The following is a 17,836-nucleotide window of genomic DNA, read 5'->3' on the forward strand; positions in this document are numbered from 1 at the left end:
AGGAAACACAATTATAAGTATACAAAAAAGCCAAGGCGAACCTTGGCTTTTGAGAAAGTTTTTTATCGCTACTGACTCTGAGACATCAATGCTTCGGCCGTCGCGTCTTGTATAGATAAAAACAACGAATTGATTTTCCCAGTCGGTGTACGCATGGGGTTCAACGTAACGTTCTGGTACATAAACTCCGCTTGCTGAGTGACAGGGCGTACGTTACGGCAGCGAAACAAGTAAGGACGCTGGCGCCACGTAATAAAGCTGCGGCAACCTAAATCATATACGGGCTTTGTTTTTAACTTAAACCATTCCTGCGGGATTTCAGGGAAAATATCAAAGATAGAACGACCAATTGCATCATGAGATTGCAAACCACTATGATGAGTCATAAACCCGTTCCACACTTGCACATTATAATCTCGGTCAATGACGACGAGCCCCATGTCGACGTTTTGTACCATGTCGACCATCCAATGGAATTGTTCAAACTCTGCTGGCATATTCAACATTAGAACTCCTCCATTAGATATGACAGTTTGTTATCGAGCAGCGGCAAAGATTCATCGACGAACATAAACAATAAATCACAACGGATTGACGTTCCCTCAATGTTGTAGCTCACCTCGAATGTCATGGTGCGGCTGAATGCGCCCGTCGTAGACTCAATGATCGAATCAATTGATATATGCTGACCAAGAAGCACTGGAGGGCTTTGGAAGAATCGCACTTCAGATTGTTCGCCTAAGCCATTTAAGAATGACCCCACCAAGATATTGGAAATATCCATGAGCAGCTCAAGCTCTTCCAGTTCGTCGCTGTCAGCTGGCACTTTCATCAACTTCTTGAGATCCGAGACGCTCGAATCGCTCAAAATCACCAGAGCTTCACCCGCAATACCTTCGCCACAAAAGCCCTGACAAACGCCCGATACGTTGTCATGCGACGCTAAGTCACGGAGAGCCATGTGTAGTTCACTCACTTCGAAGATATTAACGTTCGGAAGCGGTAACTGCACAAACACATCAAAGTGACGCGCCAATGCATCTGCGGCTCGACCAATAGAGACGTTCGCCACTTCCATGTAAATATCGCGACGACGTAAAATCGGTAACTCAATAGAAACAGGCGTGATAATTTGAGGACGAGGCTCTGGCTCAACCAACTCTTTAAGCGCATTCTTGAGTTCATCTTTGGCGATCGGTTTTTGAATAAACGCTTTTGCACCCAGTGCGAACACACGTTCTTTCGCTTTAGGTTGGATATCCCCCGACACCACAACCACGGGAGTTTTATTCCCTAACCGCTGCATGTTTTCTAGTGTTTCAAAGCCATCCATTTCTGGCATGGTCAAATCAAGAAACATCAATTTAAACTCATTCTTTTCGAGTTCTTCTAGCGCATTTTTTCCGTGGATAGCAAACGTAATATCGGCATTCAATGTGGCTGGTAGTGATCTCGCCATCTGTTTGCGTGCTAACGCTGAATCATCACAGATGAGTACGGGAAAAGACATTCAATCACCTTTTTATATTCCACAATCTGCGCCGGAGTCTAACAGATTGTTACAGCATGTAATACGAGAAAACTGACGAGTTTTTATTTCTTTTTTTATTCAATAAGCATACGCAATATGAATGGATGAGTGAACAAAATGGCGAAAAAGCAAACATCCCATTCGCTGTTTAGTGACATGAAACAAACATGGATAAAACGCCTCCATTAAAAATAAGCACAAAGTTGCATTTTAAATTAAAAATCCGTTTTTACTCCCACTCTATCTGCTCAGTATGAGTACTGGGTAAATCGGTATCGCGTAGCAATAAAAAAGCACCCTTTCATAGGGTGCCTTGAATAATGTGTTCATCAATAAAATGTCACGTCTATGGCACACCGTGACCTTTAGAAGCCACCCATACGCGATACCATTGCTCTCGAGTCAATTCGATATTCAGCGCATTTACTGCCGTTTGCACACGCTCAATCTTACCAGAGCCAATGATTGGAATTGGGTTAGATGGCAAACGACGTACCCAAGCGTAAATCACTTGGTCAATGCTAGTCGCCCCCACTTCTTCGCGAATCGCTTCTAATTCGTTGCGAACACGAACGGCTTGCTCACTGTCACCACTGAAGATTGAGCCACCACCGAGGCAAGACCAAGCCATTGGGCGCGTACGCAGCATTTGCATTTGATCAAGCGTTCCATCATGTGCAACTTCAAAATTAAGCGGGTTGATTTCCACTTGGTTAGTCACAAGAGGCTTACCTAAACGAGATTGCAACAGCTCAAACTGACGTGGAGTAAAGTTAGATACACCAAAGTGCTTCACTTTACCCACTTTGTGTAACTCTGAGAATGCTTCAGCCACTTCATCGGCATCCATTAACACGTCAGGGCGATGGATTAAAAGCACATCGATTTCGTCCACATTCAAACGTTCAAGCGAGTTATTCACCGATTGGTAGATGTGAGCGGAACTTGTATCGTAGTGATTGATCTTACGCTCTGGTGTTTTATCTCCGCACAGGTTGATATCACACTTTGTGACGATCTGAATCTGCTCTCGCACGCTCTTATCGAGAGCAAGTGCTTCACCAAACAATTTCTCACACTCGTAATTACCGTATATGTCTGCGTGATCGACCGTGGTAATGCCTAACTCAATATGTTGCTTTAGGAATGACAAACGCTCTTGAGCAGTCATGCCCCAATCAACTGCACGCCAATATCCTTGGACCAGCTCTGAGAACTCAGGGCCTTTTGGTGCAGTCACAACTTTTGCAACCATGGTTTTTCTCCTTCAATTGATCTGCATTCATCGTAGTCTTGTTTTCACATCGGCTCAACGGGTAAACTTTGGCAATTCGAACTGGAGTACGAAATATGTCTTTTGCCCAACGCCTAGCCACCTTGATCGGAGAAGAAAGCATCAGCGGATTTGCACGACGCGTTGATGTGTCTGAAGCTTTAATACGCAAATATTTAAAAGGCAGTGAACCGAGCCTAACGAAAGCAAATCAAATTGCGATGCGAGCCAACTGCTCTCTTGAATGGTTAGCGACCGGATGTGGTTATTTATATCGCCGCGCTGAAGTCGTAGATATGGATGCGTACAAACTTGCATTTCAACACGTTATGAATCAGCCGTTGCCAGATGAGGCAGAACAACAGCACCGTAAGCTCATCGCTGGCTATCAATACCTGCGTGCGCACAAAAAATCGGATGGATTTTTAGACGAGTCTGCGATGGTGACCTTCCTATCTCTCCATAAAGAATCTAAAAACGAGTCACTTTAACATCGATAATTTCGCCATCGCTGTGCAATTCCACATTTAAAGACGGTGATGGCGACGAAAACTCGTCCGGTTTTACCCAAAATAAGCTTCGAATCGTTTCTTGCGGATAGCGGTTTATCAACAAGATAACTTCTTTATCGACGAGCTCAGAAGATTTCTTTTCCAGCGCTTCAAAGACGTCATAGTGCTCTTGTCCGATAGTTATACTACGTAAAACCAACCCGTCTTTTCTTAAATTGAGGATTAAGTCATTGAGACTTTGCCATTGATATTCGGTCAAAAAAGAGAACTGAGCACTGTCCTTTCCCAACACAACTTCACCATACAGATGCTGCTGATAGTACGAAAAATCGTCCAAACAAAATGTGCTGAAATACGTTGAAGCATCTTGCTGCTGCACGTCACAGCGATACCAGCTTCCCCTTGTCTCTATACGCTCTTTTAAATTGGAGTACGGTATTGAAGACAACGTGTCCTGCCACCAACTCGGCGTCGAAAATGCTGGAAACGTTACCGAAAAACAACATAAAGAAAACAGGACTCGAGGATAAAAGCGCATGAATTACTCTGGTTGATTAACATCGAACCCAGACATTACCGACTAGTAGAAATTGTTCAAGATAAAAATAGTGGCAGGTAGTGCGGAAAGTTGTAGAGCAGAAATTAAGAAGGCGCACATTTGCGTGCGCCTCTACCTCGTTACTCAATCGTGAGTGTGCGAATCGGAGATGTCTATTGATGCATCCCGAACATAAAACGAGGACTTACCGTAGGGTTTGAATCCATCCAAATTGTGTGTAAAACCTCACATCCCTCCTTCTGAAGCAGTCATGTTGCTTTACACCTAAAGCATGGTTCATTTTGCTCAAAAAACAAGTTTTTTATCCCAAATTATGAGAGCAATAGCACAGTCTTGGTGAATGAATGACATCGCGACACTTCGAACACTCAATAGTGAAAAGCTAAATTGCATCTTTATTGATTAGGTCTAGACTCTGCGAAGCGTATACTTTCTCGCGTCCCTTCCACCAGCAACAGGAGAACTTGTTAATGACCAAACGAGAGAGAATTGTGAAATCTGTGTTAGCGCACGTACCGAAAGATGCGATTAACCAGTTTGTCTCTCGAGGGTCCACACCATTTTCTGTCCTGATTATGGCCGCAATCGTTGGCACACTAGCTGGTTTTGTCGGCACTTACTTCGAACTTGCTGTTCATTTTGTTTCTGAAACTCGTACCGAATGGCTAAGAAGCGAAATCGGTAGCGTACTTCCTCTTTGGCTTGCTGCTGTACTGATCAGTGCTCTGCTTGCTTTTGTTGGTTACTTTCTTGTTCACCGATTTGCTCCAGAGGCTGCGGGATCAGGCATCCCAGAAATAGAAGGCGCGATGGACAACATTCGTCCAGTGCGCTGGTGGCGAGTTCTACCTGTTAAATTCTTCGGCGGCATGGGAGCACTTGGCTCCGGTATGGTACTTGGTCGCGAAGGTCCGACAGTTCAAATGGGCGGCGCAGTTGGTCGAATGGTGACCGATATTTTCCGTGTGAAAGATGACGATACTCGTCACTCCCTACTCGCTTCAGGTGCCGCTGGTGGTTTGGCTGCCGCCTTTAATGCCCCACTCGCAGGCATTATGTTCGTTGTGGAGGAAATGCGACCTCAGTTTCGCTATTCTCTGATCTCAATTCGTGCGGTGATCATCTCTGCTATTATGGCCAACATTGTGTTTCGCGCCATCAACGGGCAAGACGCTGTCATCACAATGCCGCAATATCACTCTCCAGAGCTTCAGTCCCTTTGGTTGTTTCTATTGCTTGGCGCATTGTTTGGCGTATTCGGAGTGATCTTCAATAAATTGATTACCGTGGCACAAGACAGTTTTGTCGCAATTCACAAAAACGATCGTAAACGCTATTTAATCGTGGGTTCACTACTTGGGGGCATTTTTGGTCTGCTTCTCTTATACGTGCCACAGCTAACTGGCGGTGGCATCGGCCTTATTCCTGATATTACCAATGGCAACTACTCGGTATCCGTTTTAGTTCTGCTTTTCTTTGGTCGCGTCATCACGACGTTGCTATGCTTTGGCTCTGGTGCGCCGGGTGGTATCTTTGCACCTATGCTTGCTCTGGGGACCTTGTTTGGCTATGCATTCGGAGCGAGTGCTGATGTGTTGCTTCCTACGCTTGATATCGAACCTGGCGTATTTGCTATTGCGGGCATGGGGGCCCTGTTTGCTGCAACGGTACGCGCACCGATCACGGGCATTTTGTTGGTGATTGAAATGACCAATAACTACTACTTAATTCTACCACTTATCATTACTTGTTTAGGTGCCGTGATTATTGCTCAGTTGTTTGGCGGACAACCGATTTACAGCCAGTTGCTACATCGTACAATCAAAAACGATAAGTTACGTCAGCAGGATCTTCCTGAAAACCAATCGACATAATTCTCGCTTTGTTATTATTTCGCTCCAAACTATCGAAGGGTTTGGAGCGATAAACTCTACATTTTTACATCCTTTCCCAAATATTCGATACCAAACTCACAAAAACACCATTCTCTGATATTTCCTCACCACCTTTAATGAGTAAGCACTCTCTAAACTTGCTAGTATTCGCTACTCAAATAGAGCATTTCATCCAAATCATCACGTTTCATTCAGGCAAAAATCAAATGGAGTAGATTTGAACTGGAGAAGACTTGTGCAGTTTTATAGCGTTCCGCCGTCTCAAGCCGCGTTAGCGCTAGGTATGATAGGTTTAGGACAAGCTTGGGCACTCTATGTCCCTGAAATTGGTGAACCAATACGCCCATTTTTAGCGTCACTCGGCGCGCTTTTACTCGCCCCTGTGCTGATAAAATATGCCACGAATCCACGATTATTTATGGTCGACATTCGTCACCCATTGAGCGGTAGCTTAATGGCCCCCATGAGTATGGCGTTACTGATCCTTGCAGATTATCTTGCTTCTGTAGCAGCAATCATTGCTTATCCACTCTGGTTTATGGCACTTTTGCTGCATTTTACTATGATGGTACTGTTTTTTAGCTTTCAGCTAATGAACTTCAAAATGTCGAATATCGTACCTAGCTGGTTTCTATATCCAGTGGGACTGATCAGCAGCTCATTAGCAGGCTCCCAATTGGGTCACAACCTATTCTCTGAAACCTTAGCGATGATGTGCATTGGCATTTATTTCTTTATGTTACCGCTGGTGCTCTATCGTTTGGTGTTTTTCGGATCTCTACCGAGACGAGCCAGGCCGACCCTCGCAATTATGGCCGCACCGGTAAACTTGTCATTGGCGGCATACTTGGTGAACTTTCCCCTTCCCGATCCGATACTGACGGGCGCATTAGCAGGGATTGCTATCACAATGACGTTATTGATCTACCTGTGTTACTTCCGCTTACTTCGATTGAAGTTTCAACCTTCTATCGCGGCGGTAACCTTTCCTTCCGTGATCAGTGCCATTGCGATGCACCGCTTAACCTCCTTTTTTGCCGAATCGCACCCACATTGGCACTGGCTACACGATTTTGGCTTTTTGGAGCTCAGCATTGCGACTGTGTTGGTGGTTTGGGTATCGGCAGGTTACATCAAAATGTATTGGCCAGAAATCGTTAAGTCGCCCTCTAAACAAGCTTAAAAAACGGCCTCATCTGAGGCCGCTGTTTATCTCTATCAATAAGACATCAACCCGCAAACTTCGCCATGAAGTTCCCAATGTTAGTCAAACTCGATGCCGCCATTACGATAACAATCGCTGCTCCAGTTAGCGTTAAGTACATTGGGTGTTGGTAGTCACCGACAATATCTTTGCGTTTTGTCGCAACCAATACAGTGCCCAAAACGATAGGAAGAATAATGCTGTTCACTAGGCCCGCTAGCATCAAAAGAAGAATTGGCATGTCCATGGTTACCGTGCCTAGCGAGGTTAGGATAATGAAACCAACACACCACGCTTTCTCGTTTCGCGCCACAACTGGGAAAAGCGTCTTAATTAATGATATAGCCATGTAAGAGTTGCCAACCACAGACGTGATGGAAGCTACAAACAGTACTAAACCAAAGATGAAGTAACCAAGCTGGCCAGCACCTTGACGGAAAGCATCCGCCGCAGGGTTAGCCGTATCCAGCGTTGCGCCTGTCGCGATAACGCCAAACACTGCCAAAAACAGTAGGATTCGAATAACCACCGCAATAGAAATACCAGCCCACGCTGTTGAGGTGATGGAAGGCACGTTCTCTTTGCCTTTCAAGCCGATGTCTACTAAGCGTTGTGCACCCGTGTAGTAACCGCCAACTGCGCCGCCAACGATAGTCAACGTAGGCAGAAGCAAACTACCAACATCCATAGGCATCACCGCTGCACTTAGTGTCTCTCCCATCGGAGGTAAACTCGTCATAGCCACGTATGCGATCAGAACAATCATGAACAAGCCAAGGTAGCGGGCCATTTGGTCCATTCGTTTGGAGGCGTTATGAACCACAAACAACAAACAGCCAACGACACCGGTAAAAAGTGCGCCCCATGTTGTGTCCACGCCCGTTAGCACATTGATGCCTAACGCTGCGCCACTCACGTTGCCAAAGTTAAACGCCACTGCACCAAGCGCAAGGAGAATACCAACACCATAACCCATGCCGGGTGCCACTTTGTTCGCAATGTCTTGGATTCGCATGCCAGAAACGCCGACAATACGCCACAAGTTCATCACGATACCAAACGTGATAAAAATAGAAGCCAAAACTGGAAATGCCATGTCGACTTTGTAGATATTTGTGAAGACTGCGGTTTGAGTCAAAAAGCCGGGACCCACAGAGGTTGTCGCCATCAAAAAAGCGACACTAAGCATGGCTTTCTTTTGCCAACTGCTTTCTGTAACTGGAGCTGAAATAGAGGAGGTGCTGATAGTGCTTTGTGTAGTCATGCCGAGTCCCAAATTTGTTGTCTTTCTATTATTAGAAAATAGAAAGACAACTGACCGAGATCAGCTGAACTTAGAGAAATATCTCTTTTTAAAACAAAAGATTACAATTTGTAGCCGTTCATTGGGCGCATATATTAAGAGCAACGAATGTGACTGTCAATACACAATTGCATAATTACTATTTATTGCGACTCACTTGACTATGATTTGGATATAAAAGATATAAAAAAGGATGGCAACTCGCCATCCTCTCTCAATTTTATTTGTCGATTTGATTAACGCAGGCCATGCAGAAATTCAGCACGGGTCGCTGGGTTGCTCTTAAAAATACCACCTAACGCTGTAGTCGTGGTTTCACTGGTGGCATCCATCACGCCGCGTGACTTCACACAGTAATGCGTCGCGTCGATAGTCACCGCTACATCGTCAGACTCAAGCAATGTTTGCAAAGCAACAAGTATTTGCTGGGTCATGCGCTCTTGAACTTGAGGGCGTTGCGCAAAGAAACGAACAATTCGGTTGATCTTAGACAGGCCAATGATCTTACCGCGAGGAATATAAGCAACAGCGGCTTTACCGTCGATTGTCACAAGGTGGTGTTCGCACGTACTGGTCACAGTAATGTCTTTCACGCGAACCATTTCGCTCACGTTCATCTTGTTTTCGATAACTGTGATCTTGGGGAAGTTGGAGTAATCCAAACCAGAGAAAATCTCGTCCACGTACATTTTTGCAATGCGGTGTGGCGTTTCCTCTAAGCTATCATCCGTAAGGTCGAGCTGAAGCAGACCAAGAATCTCACGCATGTGGTATTCAATCTTTTCCTTCTTCTCTTCACGGCTAACGGCATTAGGGCGCATTGGTGTTTCTAACCCGCGTTGCTCTAGCGCTTCTTTCACTAACTTTGCTGACTCGCTAAGACCTGACATTCCACTTCCTCTTTTGTAACTACCACTCTCGGTGTGAAATACAATTGCCGTGTTTTCATCCCGTAGCGTTAAAGTCGCTCAGTCCGATGTTTATAACGCCAAGGCACATAACAAGAATACACTGAGCTATTTTCTCATGCTCCGTAGGAACTTTACCCCTTTCGGATGGGTGACAAGGATACTCGGATTTTTGAATAATTACACCCATATTTTATAGGTGGACATTCTTACTCGGTCCCCTTTTATGGTAGAGTTGCCACAAAACAAAAGAACATAGGATTATCTCAATGGGCTGCTGCGACGCACCTGGCTTGATGCCAATTGAAGAAGCGATGGATAAGATGCTATCGCGAATCAAACCTATCCAAACGACACTTTCTCTTCCTCTTGCTGACGCTCTGGGTTTTGTGCTGGCTGAAGACATTTTATCGCCAATTCACGTGCCCCCTTTCGACAATTCAGCGATGGACGGTTATGCCATTCGTATTCAAGACCTAGAAGTGTCTACAGTGTTGCCTCTGGCAGGTAAATCCTTCGCAGGTCAGCCTTTTGAGGGTGAATGGCCGGCAGGCACTTGTGTTCGAATCATGACTGGCGCGAAAATTCCGGAAGGCTGTGATGCCGTTATCATGCAAGAAAATACGGAAGTGACCGACGCTGGTATTCAGTTCAACCAAACGGATGTGAAGCCGCAAAATAACATCCGCCCTACGGGTGACGACATCAAGCAAGGCGATATTGTATTGGCAAAAAGCGCGCGCCTGACACCGCGCGATATTCCAATGATTGCCTCTCTTGGTGTCAGCCATGTCACCGTCGTGCGTAAGCCAAAGGTGGCATTTTTCTCCACAGGTGATGAACTTAAACCATTAGGAGAGCCACTCAAGGCGGGTCAAATCTACGACAGTAATCGTTACGGTATTAAGCCGCTAATCGAAAACTTTGGCTGTGAAGCGATTGATCTTGGCATTATCCCTGACTGCCCAGAAACACTAAAAGCAACATTCGAAAAAGCACAAACTCTCGCGGATGTAGTTGTAACGTCTGGCGGCGTCAGCGTTGGTGAAGCAGATTACACTAAAGACATTCTTGAAGAACTTGGCGAAATCGGTTTCTGGAAACTGGCAATCAAGCCGGGTAAACCTTTCGCATTTGGCAAGTTAAGTACTGCTTGGTTCTGTGGGCTACCAGGTAACCCTGTATCTGCAGTGCTAACCATGTACGTACTTGTTCAACCAATGTTGGCTAAATTGGCTGGCCACACTGAATGGAAAGCGCCTGAGTCTATCCCTGCTACGACTAAAACCGCATTTAAGAAAGCGCCGGGACGTACAGACTACCAACGCGGTATCTATACTCTAGAAAACGGTAAATTTGTCGTTGAAACCACTGGCAACCAAAGTTCAGGAGCCTTTCGCTCAATGAGTTTGGCAAACTGCTTTGTTGTGTTGGAACGTGAACGTGGCCGTGTGGAAGTTGGCGAAACGGTTCAAATCCAACTGTTTAACTCAACGTTATACTAGGAACATACCGTGGATATTCTTTCCGATCAGGAGATGCTGCGCTATAACCGCCAGATCATTCTTCGCCAGTTCGATTTCGAAGGGCAAGAAGCGCTCAAACAAAGCTCAGTGCTTATTTTGGGTGCTGGCGGTTTAGGTTGCGCTTCTAGCCAATACCTTGCCACGGCTGGTGTTGGCAATATTACTTTTATCGATGACGATATTGTTGAGCTCTCCAATTTACAACGCCAAGTATTGCACCACGACGCCGATATTGGCAGTAAAAAGGTTGACTCCGCGGCGGATGCATTGCGGGAACTTAATCCTCATATCGAAGTAAACACCGTCGCTAAACGCCTTGACGACACTCAGCTTCAAGCTTTGATTGAACAACACACTGTGGTGGTCGATGCTTCAGATAACGTCGACACTCGCAATCAACTCAACCGACTCTGCTTTGCAACAAAAACACCGCTTATTTCTGGTGCAGCCATTCGTATGGAAGGCCAAGTGAGTGTGTTTACGTACGACGACCCAACTCAACCGTGCTATCAGTGTTTGAGCGCGCTATTCGGCAGCAGTGCATTAAGTTGCGTTGAAGCTGGCGTCATGGCGCCTGTTGTGGGTATTGTAGGCGCTGTACAAGCGATGGAAACCATCAAGGTGATTGCAAATTACGGCCAACCCAAAAAAGGGAAGATCCTCATTCTCGATGCGTTTAGCATGTCCTGGCGGGAAATGAATTTGATGAAAATGCCGACCTGCCCTGTTTGTGGCTAAGTAATGCTGTCAGCTTATCAATGAAGATTCTCAAAAAGCTCAACGTAACGTTGAGCTTTTTCTTATTCTGAGATTCATATTTCGAACCAAATAACTTACCGATATAAAATTCATTATAAACAGTAAGTTAAAAACTGGCACATTCCTTTCATTGCATATCATACAAACCAATGAGAGGGCGAATCATGAAAAGGACATCACTATTACTTGGATCTCTGTTTGCAAGCGCATACGTAAGCGCAGCGCCATTCGACACTTGTCCGAGCAAAGCATATTTATTCCAATCGACCCCAGTGCAAGTTTACGGCGTTAATCTGGTTACCGGATCAACCAAGTTACTGACCGACGATGTGGGCTTAGCATCTGGTATTAACGGCGTCGGTTTCAACTTCACTGATCGATACATCTATGGTTACGATACAACCAACTTGAAAATCGTACGTTTAGGCCAGGACTTTCAAGCAGAAACTCTCAACGTACAAGGGCTTCCTAGCCATACGTTTTTTGTCGGCGACGTGTACAACCACGTCTACTACTTGTATCGCAAAGGTAAAGGACTATTTTCCATTGATCTGTCGCCGTTAGATACGGACCCAAATGCTACCTTAACCCTGAATAAAATCACATCAAATGCAAGCGTGAGTTTAACCGATTTTGCGTTCCACCCTGGCGACGGTGCGCTCTATGGTATCGATAATGGGTCTGGCGTATTGTATAAATTCGATACAAAAACAGGCCAAGCAACCGCGATCGGCAATACAGGGGAAACGGGTACCTTTGGTGCAGGCTACTTTGATGTAAACGGAAACTACTACGTATCGCGTAATCAGGACGGCAAAATTTATCGCGTCGACTTATCAGAAAACAATGCAGCCAATATCGCTGCGGGCATTGTTCCTGCTGTAGAGTTTGTGTCTAACGGTCCAAGTTCCAGCCAAAATGACGGTGCCCGATGCGCGAACGCTCCTGTTATTGACGAAGACGAGCCAATTGACTTTGGTGATGCACCTGACACTTACGCTACCTTGCTCTCTTCTAACGGACCACGCCACGCTGTTGATGGTGTAACTTGGCTTGGCACCATTGCGCCAGATAGTGATGCCGATGGACAAGTGGCTCCGTCTGGAGATAACAAAGTTGGTACAGCAGATGAAGATGGCGTCGGCTTTGTTACCGCACTCGACCCAGGGTTAAGTTCACTAGTGAACGTAACTGCATCGACATCCGGCTACTTGTCAGCTTGGTTTGACTGGAACCGAGATGGTGACTTTGCTGACGAAGGTGAGCAAGTATTCACTGATGAGTTACTCTCTGCAGGCAGCAATACGCTTCCATTTGTCGTCTCTGAACTGGCAACCGCAGGTCCTAGCTGGAGCCGATTCCGCTTTAGCCAACAAACTGGTCTGAACTTCGATGGCGGATCAACATCAGGTGAAGTAGAAGATTACCCAATCACAATCACTGAAAACGGCGTATCCGTACAGCACTTCCCAAGTGCCGATTCCTACGCAACGGTCGCGTATGAAGACAACTGGCCTTACACCGCTGACTACGACATGAATGACGTAGTCATTAAGTTCCGTATGACTGAAACACGTATGGACGGCACGGTGGAAAATATCCAAATTAGCGGAGATCTGGCCGCCTATGGGGCTGGCTATAAAAATGGCTTTGCTATTCGTCTACCTGGCGTTTCGAAAGCAAGCATTGAAAACGGCTTAACAAAGCTAACGTTTAATGGCAAAGAACAACCGACCAACGGTCTAGAAGCGATATCAGAAGAAGCCATCTTCATTATCAGTGACGACCTCAGTCAGTATGCGCAAAGTCAATGTGCGTATTTTCGAACCCAAACGGGTTGTAATGATAACGTCGCGTTGTCTTTCACACTGACCATCTACTTTAAGGAAGGAGCCGACCGCTCAGCGCTACAGGCCATGCCTTATGACCCATTTATCTTTGCCACCCCCAATACATATCACGGCGATGGCATCACCTTTCAACCAGGTAGAAAATGGGAAGTACATTTGCCAGACCAAGCACCAACTGAGCAGTTTGATGACGCAAACCTATATGGCGTGGGCGTAGACGCAAGTGACCCGGCTCGAGGCGTGTACTTCAAAACAGCGAACAACCTCCCTTGGGCATTGCTTATCGTCGAAGAGTGGAATTGGCCGCTAGAGAAAGTTGACTTAGTTGACGCTTACCCAGAGTTTGCCACCTACGCCGAGTCTGGTGGGCGAGAAGGAGCAAACTGGCATACCCAACCTAAAGCAAACAAACGTTACATTCCATAGGAGAAACATCATGAAAAACTTAATCACAATCATCATGGGATTAGCGTTAACAGCCTGCGGCGGTGGCGGTGGCGGCGGTGGAGACAAAAGCAACGATAGCGCTACTCCACCTCCAGCTCAAACTACCGTTATTGTTGAAGAGCCAAGCATGCAAAATTTAGACGTACCAGATGGGTTCGATTATGACCCAAGGTTAGAAAGCTCACTTGCGGTAGATATTAGTGGTTACTCTTTACAGCGCGCACATCTGAGCATTTATAAGGAGTACCGTGAAGATGCGTCTGGAACCTACCAAGCGAAATATTCGAGCAATATTGCTTCTGCTGCGCTGACGAGTGGGAAAGCTAAATTAGACTTCTCCACCTCGGACAGCCAAGATAACCTGTTAGTCGAAATTTGGTTCTACGATGGCTCAGAACCTCTTCAAAAAGTCGTCTCAACCGGAAATACGACATGGCGCATGTAAGATGCTCTATTGGTGAGCATTGATACTCGGGACTGGCGCAAGCCACAGGTTTTAAGACAAAATCGCATCGTTCTTTGAACATGCGATTTTTTTGTTGTAAAACAAAATGATTACTTGAAACAATAGCAATGGAGCGCAAATTGGATAATCCCAAAACCTATATGTTGGTCTTCAGCGGTTTCATTGCCCTACTTGTGCTCTTGTTGCTCATTAAGCAAACGGATGAAAACACGGTTTCAGCCACCGTCATTAGCAACACTTTAACTCAGTCCCTTGATGGTCAACGTCGGTACCTCACTATTAATTCACCTGAGATAGAGCAACAACGAGTGACGGTTCCAGTGTCCGCATCTTGTCCAGTGGGCTCTATTGCGTTGTTCCACCAAGCATCCCGCTCAAGTTTTGACTCATCCCTTTCATTCATTCGCTGTGAGTAAAGATACTGTGCGAACTTCCCAAATCAGAAGGATTTAACCATGCAAGCATTGATCGATGCCAAAGAACTTCATGCTTTATTAGACCAACCAAATGTAAAACTTCTAGACGCGAGTATTCGTTTTCAAATTCCTTCCGAAGGGAAAAAGATCACCAATAAGTGGATTCCAGGCTCATTGCGTTTCGACTACGACAATGACTTTTGTCTGCCAGATACCAATCTCCCTCATATGATGCCAACAGAAGAAGGGTTTAATCACAGCGCTCAGAAACTTGGCCTGAACAACGAAGACCTTATTATTGTTTATGACAACTCTGGAACACTCGCCTCTCCGCGCGCATGGTGGATGTTTAAGGCAATGGGACACGATAATGTCAAAGTGCTTAATGGTGGCCTCCCGGCTTGGATTGAGGCTGGATTGCCTGTCACGGATGCCTTGTCAGAAGCTAAGCAGCTTGGAAACTTTACCGGGAAATTAAATAAACATGCTTTTTTGGACGCAAATGCAATATTAGAGTACTCAAACAATTGCAGTGCAAACATTGTTGACGCTCGCTCACGTGCACGTTTTTTAGGCGAGGTACCAGAGCCAAGAGAAGGACTGCGTTCTGGTCATATTCCTAATTCTGTTTGCCTCCCTTTTCAAACATTATTGAGTAATGGCTTTATAAAGGCAGACTCGGAATTGAAACAAGCATTTAGTGCACTAACGTTATATAATGATAAATCAATCATTTTCAGTTGTGGCTCAGGTGTAACGGCCTGTATTTTGCTGCTAGCAGCATACCAGTTAGGTTGGCGTGATTTATCGGTCTATGACGGGTCATGGACAGAATGGGGCGCAGACCACTCATTACCCATTACTCGCTAATCTAGGAGCTATCGAAGCGGCATGGTCAGGTTAAAGAAGAACATTTGGACACTATACATGGCGCTACTTACGATAAGCGCCGTGCTGTTCGTGTTGTTTGGCCGCTACCATTATGAGTCAACCCTGAATAAGTACAAAGATAAGCAGCTCCTACAATTGGAGCTGTTTGCCTCTTCTGTCGAATCACTTCTGAAAGGACAAGAATCGTTACTTGAAGTCATTGGTCATCAGTTGGTCGAGAGAAATGACTTTACTCGTACAGCAGCAGTTCAAACTCGCCCGATGCTGGACAAACTGCTCAGTATCCATCCGGCGATTATTGGATTCGGCCTAACCAACCCCGATGGAGACTACATCGCCGTAAGCTCCAACTTGATCTTGGCAAAGCTACATAATCTAAAACAAGATCCACTGACTCGTGATACCTTTTTGGCAGCACTCAACTCCGACCGAATGATTATAGGTCGAACGTATTTTATGCCAGCTCAAGATTCACTTGTGATTCCGATCCGAAAAGCAATTCCAAATAAAGATGGTGTTGTACAAGCAGTGATGACGGCTGGCTTTAATATGAATTCATCTTCGGTTTTTCGTAACGACATCCATGCCAATGAGCACAACCGGGTCACATTGATCCGCAGTGATGGCTACCTTACTTTTAGCTCGTCAGAAGACACAACCCTAGAAGATTACCTAAAACCTGCCAATGATTTAGATATAAAAGCCGTTATGGCTCAAATCACAAAAGATTCAGGCTGGGATATGGCGCAACTAAAAGAGCTCACACGAGCGCTCAATATTGTTGTCGACAATTCTCGCCTGAGTGAGTTAATCACATTGAGATACCTTCCTGATTATCATCTTTGGGCCTCTTCCTCGACAGATTTGAATTTTATTAAGCGCGGATTTTACGAACAGTTTGCACTGTACTCGATTGTTTTTCTTATCGTCCAAGGTGCTTTTTACGCTTTATTCCGCTCCATTGCGAACAATGAACATAAAACAAAACTGCGTTTGCTCTATCAAGCGAACCACGATCATCTCACTGGATTACCAAACCGAGAGTACCTACGCGCAAACATTCGACACTGGCTTTCTGGGAAAGGGAATCCTTTTTCTTTGATGTTTATCGATATTGATAATTTCAAATCAGTCAACGACACACATGGTCATGACTTTGGCGACGAAGTTCTAAAACAAATATCTATCCGCTTAAACACCTTTGTTAACGATGGCCGATTAATCATCCGTGAAGCCAGTGACGAGTTTATTTTTCTAACGAATCGAATTGATGAAGTAAGCGTTAAAAGACTAGCGAGCGACTTAATAAAGGCGCTATCAGAACCCTACGAAGTCAATGACAGTCAGTTCCTGCTCAGTTGCAGTATTGGTATTGCCTGCTATCCACACCATGGTGAAACATTAGATGAACTGCTCCTTTCAGCCGATATTGCGATGTATCAAGCGAAAAAACAACGCAACGTATACAGCCTGTTCAATCAGCAGATGCAAGCTACACACCTGCGTAAAATGAAAATTGAGCAACGCTTGAGGCTCGCGATAGATAAGCAAGCGCTTCATATGGTTTATCAACCTCAGTTAAACCTAGAAGGCGATATTTATGGTGTCGAAGCGCTTATTCGTTGGAGTGATGATGAGCTCGGCTTAGTCCCACCAAGTGAATTTATTCCCGTCGCAGAAAGCACTGGGTTGATGGTTCGTATTGGTGAACAAATCATTGAAAATAGCCTGACAGATATGGCTAAACTGACTGGTAATATTGATACATCTATCCAGATGTCTATTAACATCTCGGTCAAACAGTTTGTTCACGCCAAATTCATTACTAATCTTATGAATGCTATTGAGAAACGCGGCATCGAATGTTCAAAGATTACCCTAGAGATCACCGAAAACCTGTTTATTGAAGATCTTGAAAAGTTCGCACCAATTTGCGAGCGCTTGCATGCTCTTGGCTTTAAAATCTCGCTCGATGATTTCGGGACTGGCTACTCTTCATTAAGCATGTTGCGTACGCTACCTATTGACGAGGTGAAGATTGACAAGAGCTTTGTCGATCACATTGAGCATGACAAAAAAGCGCTGAATATGGTTAAGAATATCATTTCTATCGGCAAAAACTTTGAAATGAAAGTACTGGCTGAAGGAGTAGAAACGCTGCAACAACTGAATGAGTTAAAAGCTTGCGGTTGTGATTTGATTCAGGGCTACTTCTACTCTAAACCTTTATCGCTTGAAGACTTGATCGCTTTTACGAAGCAGAACCAAAGCAAAGAAACCGTAGTTGAATAACTAC

16 protein-coding genes are annotated in these 17,836 nt (G+C 45.2%); 10 read left to right on the forward strand and 6 right to left on the reverse strand.

Annotation, left to right across the window (positions count from 1 at the left end; genetic code table 11):
* Positions 1-68: 68 nt before the first annotated feature.
* From MTR11_RS15235 to MTR11_RS15245, 3 genes are all read right to left on the reverse strand, one after another.
* Positions 69-506, reverse strand: a complete 438-nt coding sequence (locus MTR11_RS15235; RefSeq protein WP_005396081.1) for a PAS domain-containing protein — start codon at positions 504-506, stop codon at positions 69-71.
* Complete coding sequence (locus tag MTR11_RS15240; protein WP_005396082.1) at positions 506-1,510, reverse strand: response regulator; 1,005 nt, start codon at positions 1,508-1,510, stop codon at positions 506-508. The genes MTR11_RS15235 and MTR11_RS15240 overlap by 1 nt, the downstream gene beginning before the upstream one ends.
* 367 nt (positions 1,511-1,877) lie before the next feature.
* Positions 1,878-2,786 (reverse strand): aldo/keto reductase, encoded by a 909-nt coding sequence (locus MTR11_RS15245; RefSeq protein ID WP_047008144.1) that lies wholly within the window; start codon positions 2,784-2,786, stop codon positions 1,878-1,880.
* A 95-nt stretch (positions 2,787-2,881) separates the two neighbouring features.
* Here MTR11_RS15245 and MTR11_RS15250 point away from each other — a divergent pair, with 95 nt between their 5' ends.
* Positions 2,882-3,295 carry a helix-turn-helix domain-containing protein gene (locus MTR11_RS15250; protein WP_047008143.1) on the forward strand — a complete coding sequence of 138 codons (414 nt, stop codon included), beginning with the start codon at positions 2,882-2,884 and terminating at the stop codon, positions 3,293-3,295.
* On the opposite strand, the gene MTR11_RS15255 is transcribed toward MTR11_RS15250, so the two are convergent.
* Positions 3,276-3,695 carry a hypothetical protein gene (locus MTR11_RS15255; protein ID WP_243327992.1) on the reverse strand — a complete coding sequence of 140 codons (420 nt, stop codon included), beginning with the start codon at positions 3,693-3,695 and terminating at the stop codon, positions 3,276-3,278. The two genes, MTR11_RS15250 and MTR11_RS15255, sit on opposite strands and share 20 nt — an antisense overlap.
* Before the next feature lie 650 nt (positions 3,696-4,345).
* Between MTR11_RS15255 and clcA the strand changes: the two genes are divergently transcribed.
* Both clcA and MTR11_RS15265 read left to right on the forward strand, forming a co-directional pair.
* Positions 4,346-5,749: a H(+)/Cl(-) exchange transporter ClcA gene (gene clcA / locus MTR11_RS15260; RefSeq protein ID WP_005396086.1), complete on the forward strand. Its 1,404-nt coding sequence runs from the start codon at positions 4,346-4,348 to the stop codon at positions 5,747-5,749.
* 256 nt (positions 5,750-6,005) lie between these two features.
* On the forward strand, positions 6,006-6,953 hold the full coding sequence (locus tag MTR11_RS15265) for a TDT family transporter (RefSeq protein WP_199804270.1): 948 nt from the start codon (positions 6,006-6,008) through the stop codon (positions 6,951-6,953).
* Between the two features lie 46 nt (positions 6,954-6,999).
* On the opposite strand, the gene MTR11_RS15270 is transcribed toward MTR11_RS15265, so the two are convergent.
* Positions 7,000-8,238 (reverse strand): NRAMP family divalent metal transporter, encoded by a 1,239-nt coding sequence (locus MTR11_RS15270; RefSeq protein WP_006741126.1) that lies wholly within the window; start codon positions 8,236-8,238, stop codon positions 7,000-7,002.
* Between the two features lie 275 nt (positions 8,239-8,513).
* Positions 8,514-9,167 carry a GTP cyclohydrolase I FolE gene (folE, locus tag MTR11_RS15275; protein ID WP_006741127.1) on the reverse strand — a complete coding sequence of 218 codons (654 nt, stop codon included), beginning with the start codon at positions 9,165-9,167 and terminating at the stop codon, positions 8,514-8,516.
* Between the two features lie 287 nt (positions 9,168-9,454).
* On the opposite strand from folE, the gene moeA reads away from it, so the two are divergent.
* The 7 genes from moeA to MTR11_RS15310 all read left to right on the forward strand — a co-directional run bounded on the left by moeA (position 9,455) and on the right by MTR11_RS15310 (position 17,832).
* Positions 9,455-10,690, forward strand: a complete 1,236-nt coding sequence (moeA, locus tag MTR11_RS15280) for a molybdopterin molybdotransferase MoeA (RefSeq protein WP_243327993.1) — start codon at positions 9,455-9,457, stop codon at positions 10,688-10,690.
* A 9-nt stretch (positions 10,691-10,699) separates the two neighbouring features.
* On the forward strand, positions 10,700-11,449 hold the full coding sequence (gene moeB / locus MTR11_RS15285) for a molybdopterin-synthase adenylyltransferase MoeB (RefSeq protein WP_074190499.1): 750 nt from the start codon (positions 10,700-10,702) through the stop codon (positions 11,447-11,449).
* Positions 11,450-11,634: 185 nt separating this feature from the next.
* Positions 11,635-13,746, forward strand: a complete 2,112-nt coding sequence (locus MTR11_RS15290) for an LruC domain-containing protein (protein ID WP_243327994.1) — start codon at positions 11,635-11,637, stop codon at positions 13,744-13,746.
* 10 nt (positions 13,747-13,756) lie between these two features.
* Positions 13,757-14,212: a hypothetical protein gene (locus MTR11_RS15295; RefSeq protein WP_047008137.1), complete on the forward strand. Its 456-nt coding sequence runs from the start codon at positions 13,757-13,759 to the stop codon at positions 14,210-14,212.
* Between the two features lie 140 nt (positions 14,213-14,352).
* A complete protein-coding gene (locus MTR11_RS15300; RefSeq protein ID WP_005396101.1) occupies positions 14,353-14,649 on the forward strand; it encodes a hypothetical protein in 297 nt (98 codons plus the stop codon).
* A gap of 39 nt (positions 14,650-14,688) precedes the next feature.
* The gene (locus MTR11_RS15305) at positions 14,689-15,519 is read left to right on the forward strand and encodes a sulfurtransferase (RefSeq protein WP_005396103.1); all 831 of its coding nucleotides are present in this window, start codon (positions 14,689-14,691) and stop codon (positions 15,517-15,519) included.
* Between the two features lie 21 nt (positions 15,520-15,540).
* Positions 15,541-17,832: an EAL domain-containing protein gene (locus MTR11_RS15310; protein WP_046875898.1), complete on the forward strand. Its 2,292-nt coding sequence runs from the start codon at positions 15,541-15,543 to the stop codon at positions 17,830-17,832.
* Positions 17,833-17,836: the final 4 nt, after the last annotated feature.

The organism is Vibrio sp. CCB-PB317, assembly GCF_022808245.1.
GTDB lineage: Bacteria > Pseudomonadota > Gammaproteobacteria > Enterobacterales > Vibrionaceae > Vibrio > Vibrio diabolicus.

Bases quoted from the DNA above. Each gene is read 5' to 3' on its own strand.
- MTR11_RS15235 (WP_005396081.1), bottom strand. From the start codon at position 506: ATGTTGAATATGCCAGCAGAGTTTGAACAATTCCATTGGATGGTCGAC.
- MTR11_RS15240 (WP_005396082.1), bottom strand. From the start codon at position 1,510: ATGTCTTTTCCCGTACTCATCTGTGATGATTCAGCGTTAGCACGCAAA.
- MTR11_RS15245 (WP_047008144.1), bottom strand. From the start codon at position 2,786: ATGGTTGCAAAAGTTGTGACTGCACCAAAAGGCCCTGAGTTCTCAGAG.
- MTR11_RS15250 (WP_047008143.1), top strand. From the start codon at position 2,882: ATGTCTTTTGCCCAACGCCTAGCCACCTTGATCGGAGAAGAAAGCATC.
- clcA (WP_005396086.1), top strand. From the start codon at position 4,346: ATGACCAAACGAGAGAGAATTGTGAAATCTGTGTTAGCGCACGTACCG.
- MTR11_RS15270 (WP_006741126.1), bottom strand. From the start codon at position 8,238: ATGACTACACAAAGCACTATCAGCACCTCCTCTATTTCAGCTCCAGTT.
- folE (WP_006741127.1), bottom strand. From the start codon at position 9,167: ATGTCAGGTCTTAGCGAGTCAGCAAAGTTAGTGAAAGAAGCGCTAGAG.
- moeA (WP_243327993.1), top strand. From the start codon at position 9,455: ATGGGCTGCTGCGACGCACCTGGCTTGATGCCAATTGAAGAAGCGATG.
- MTR11_RS15290 (WP_243327994.1), top strand. From the start codon at position 11,635: ATGAAAAGGACATCACTATTACTTGGATCTCTGTTTGCAAGCGCATAC.
- MTR11_RS15295 (WP_047008137.1), top strand. From the start codon at position 13,757: ATGAAAAACTTAATCACAATCATCATGGGATTAGCGTTAACAGCCTGC.
- MTR11_RS15305 (WP_005396103.1), top strand. From the start codon at position 14,689: ATGCAAGCATTGATCGATGCCAAAGAACTTCATGCTTTATTAGACCAA.
- MTR11_RS15310 (WP_046875898.1), top strand. From the start codon at position 15,541: ATGGTCAGGTTAAAGAAGAACATTTGGACACTATACATGGCGCTACTT.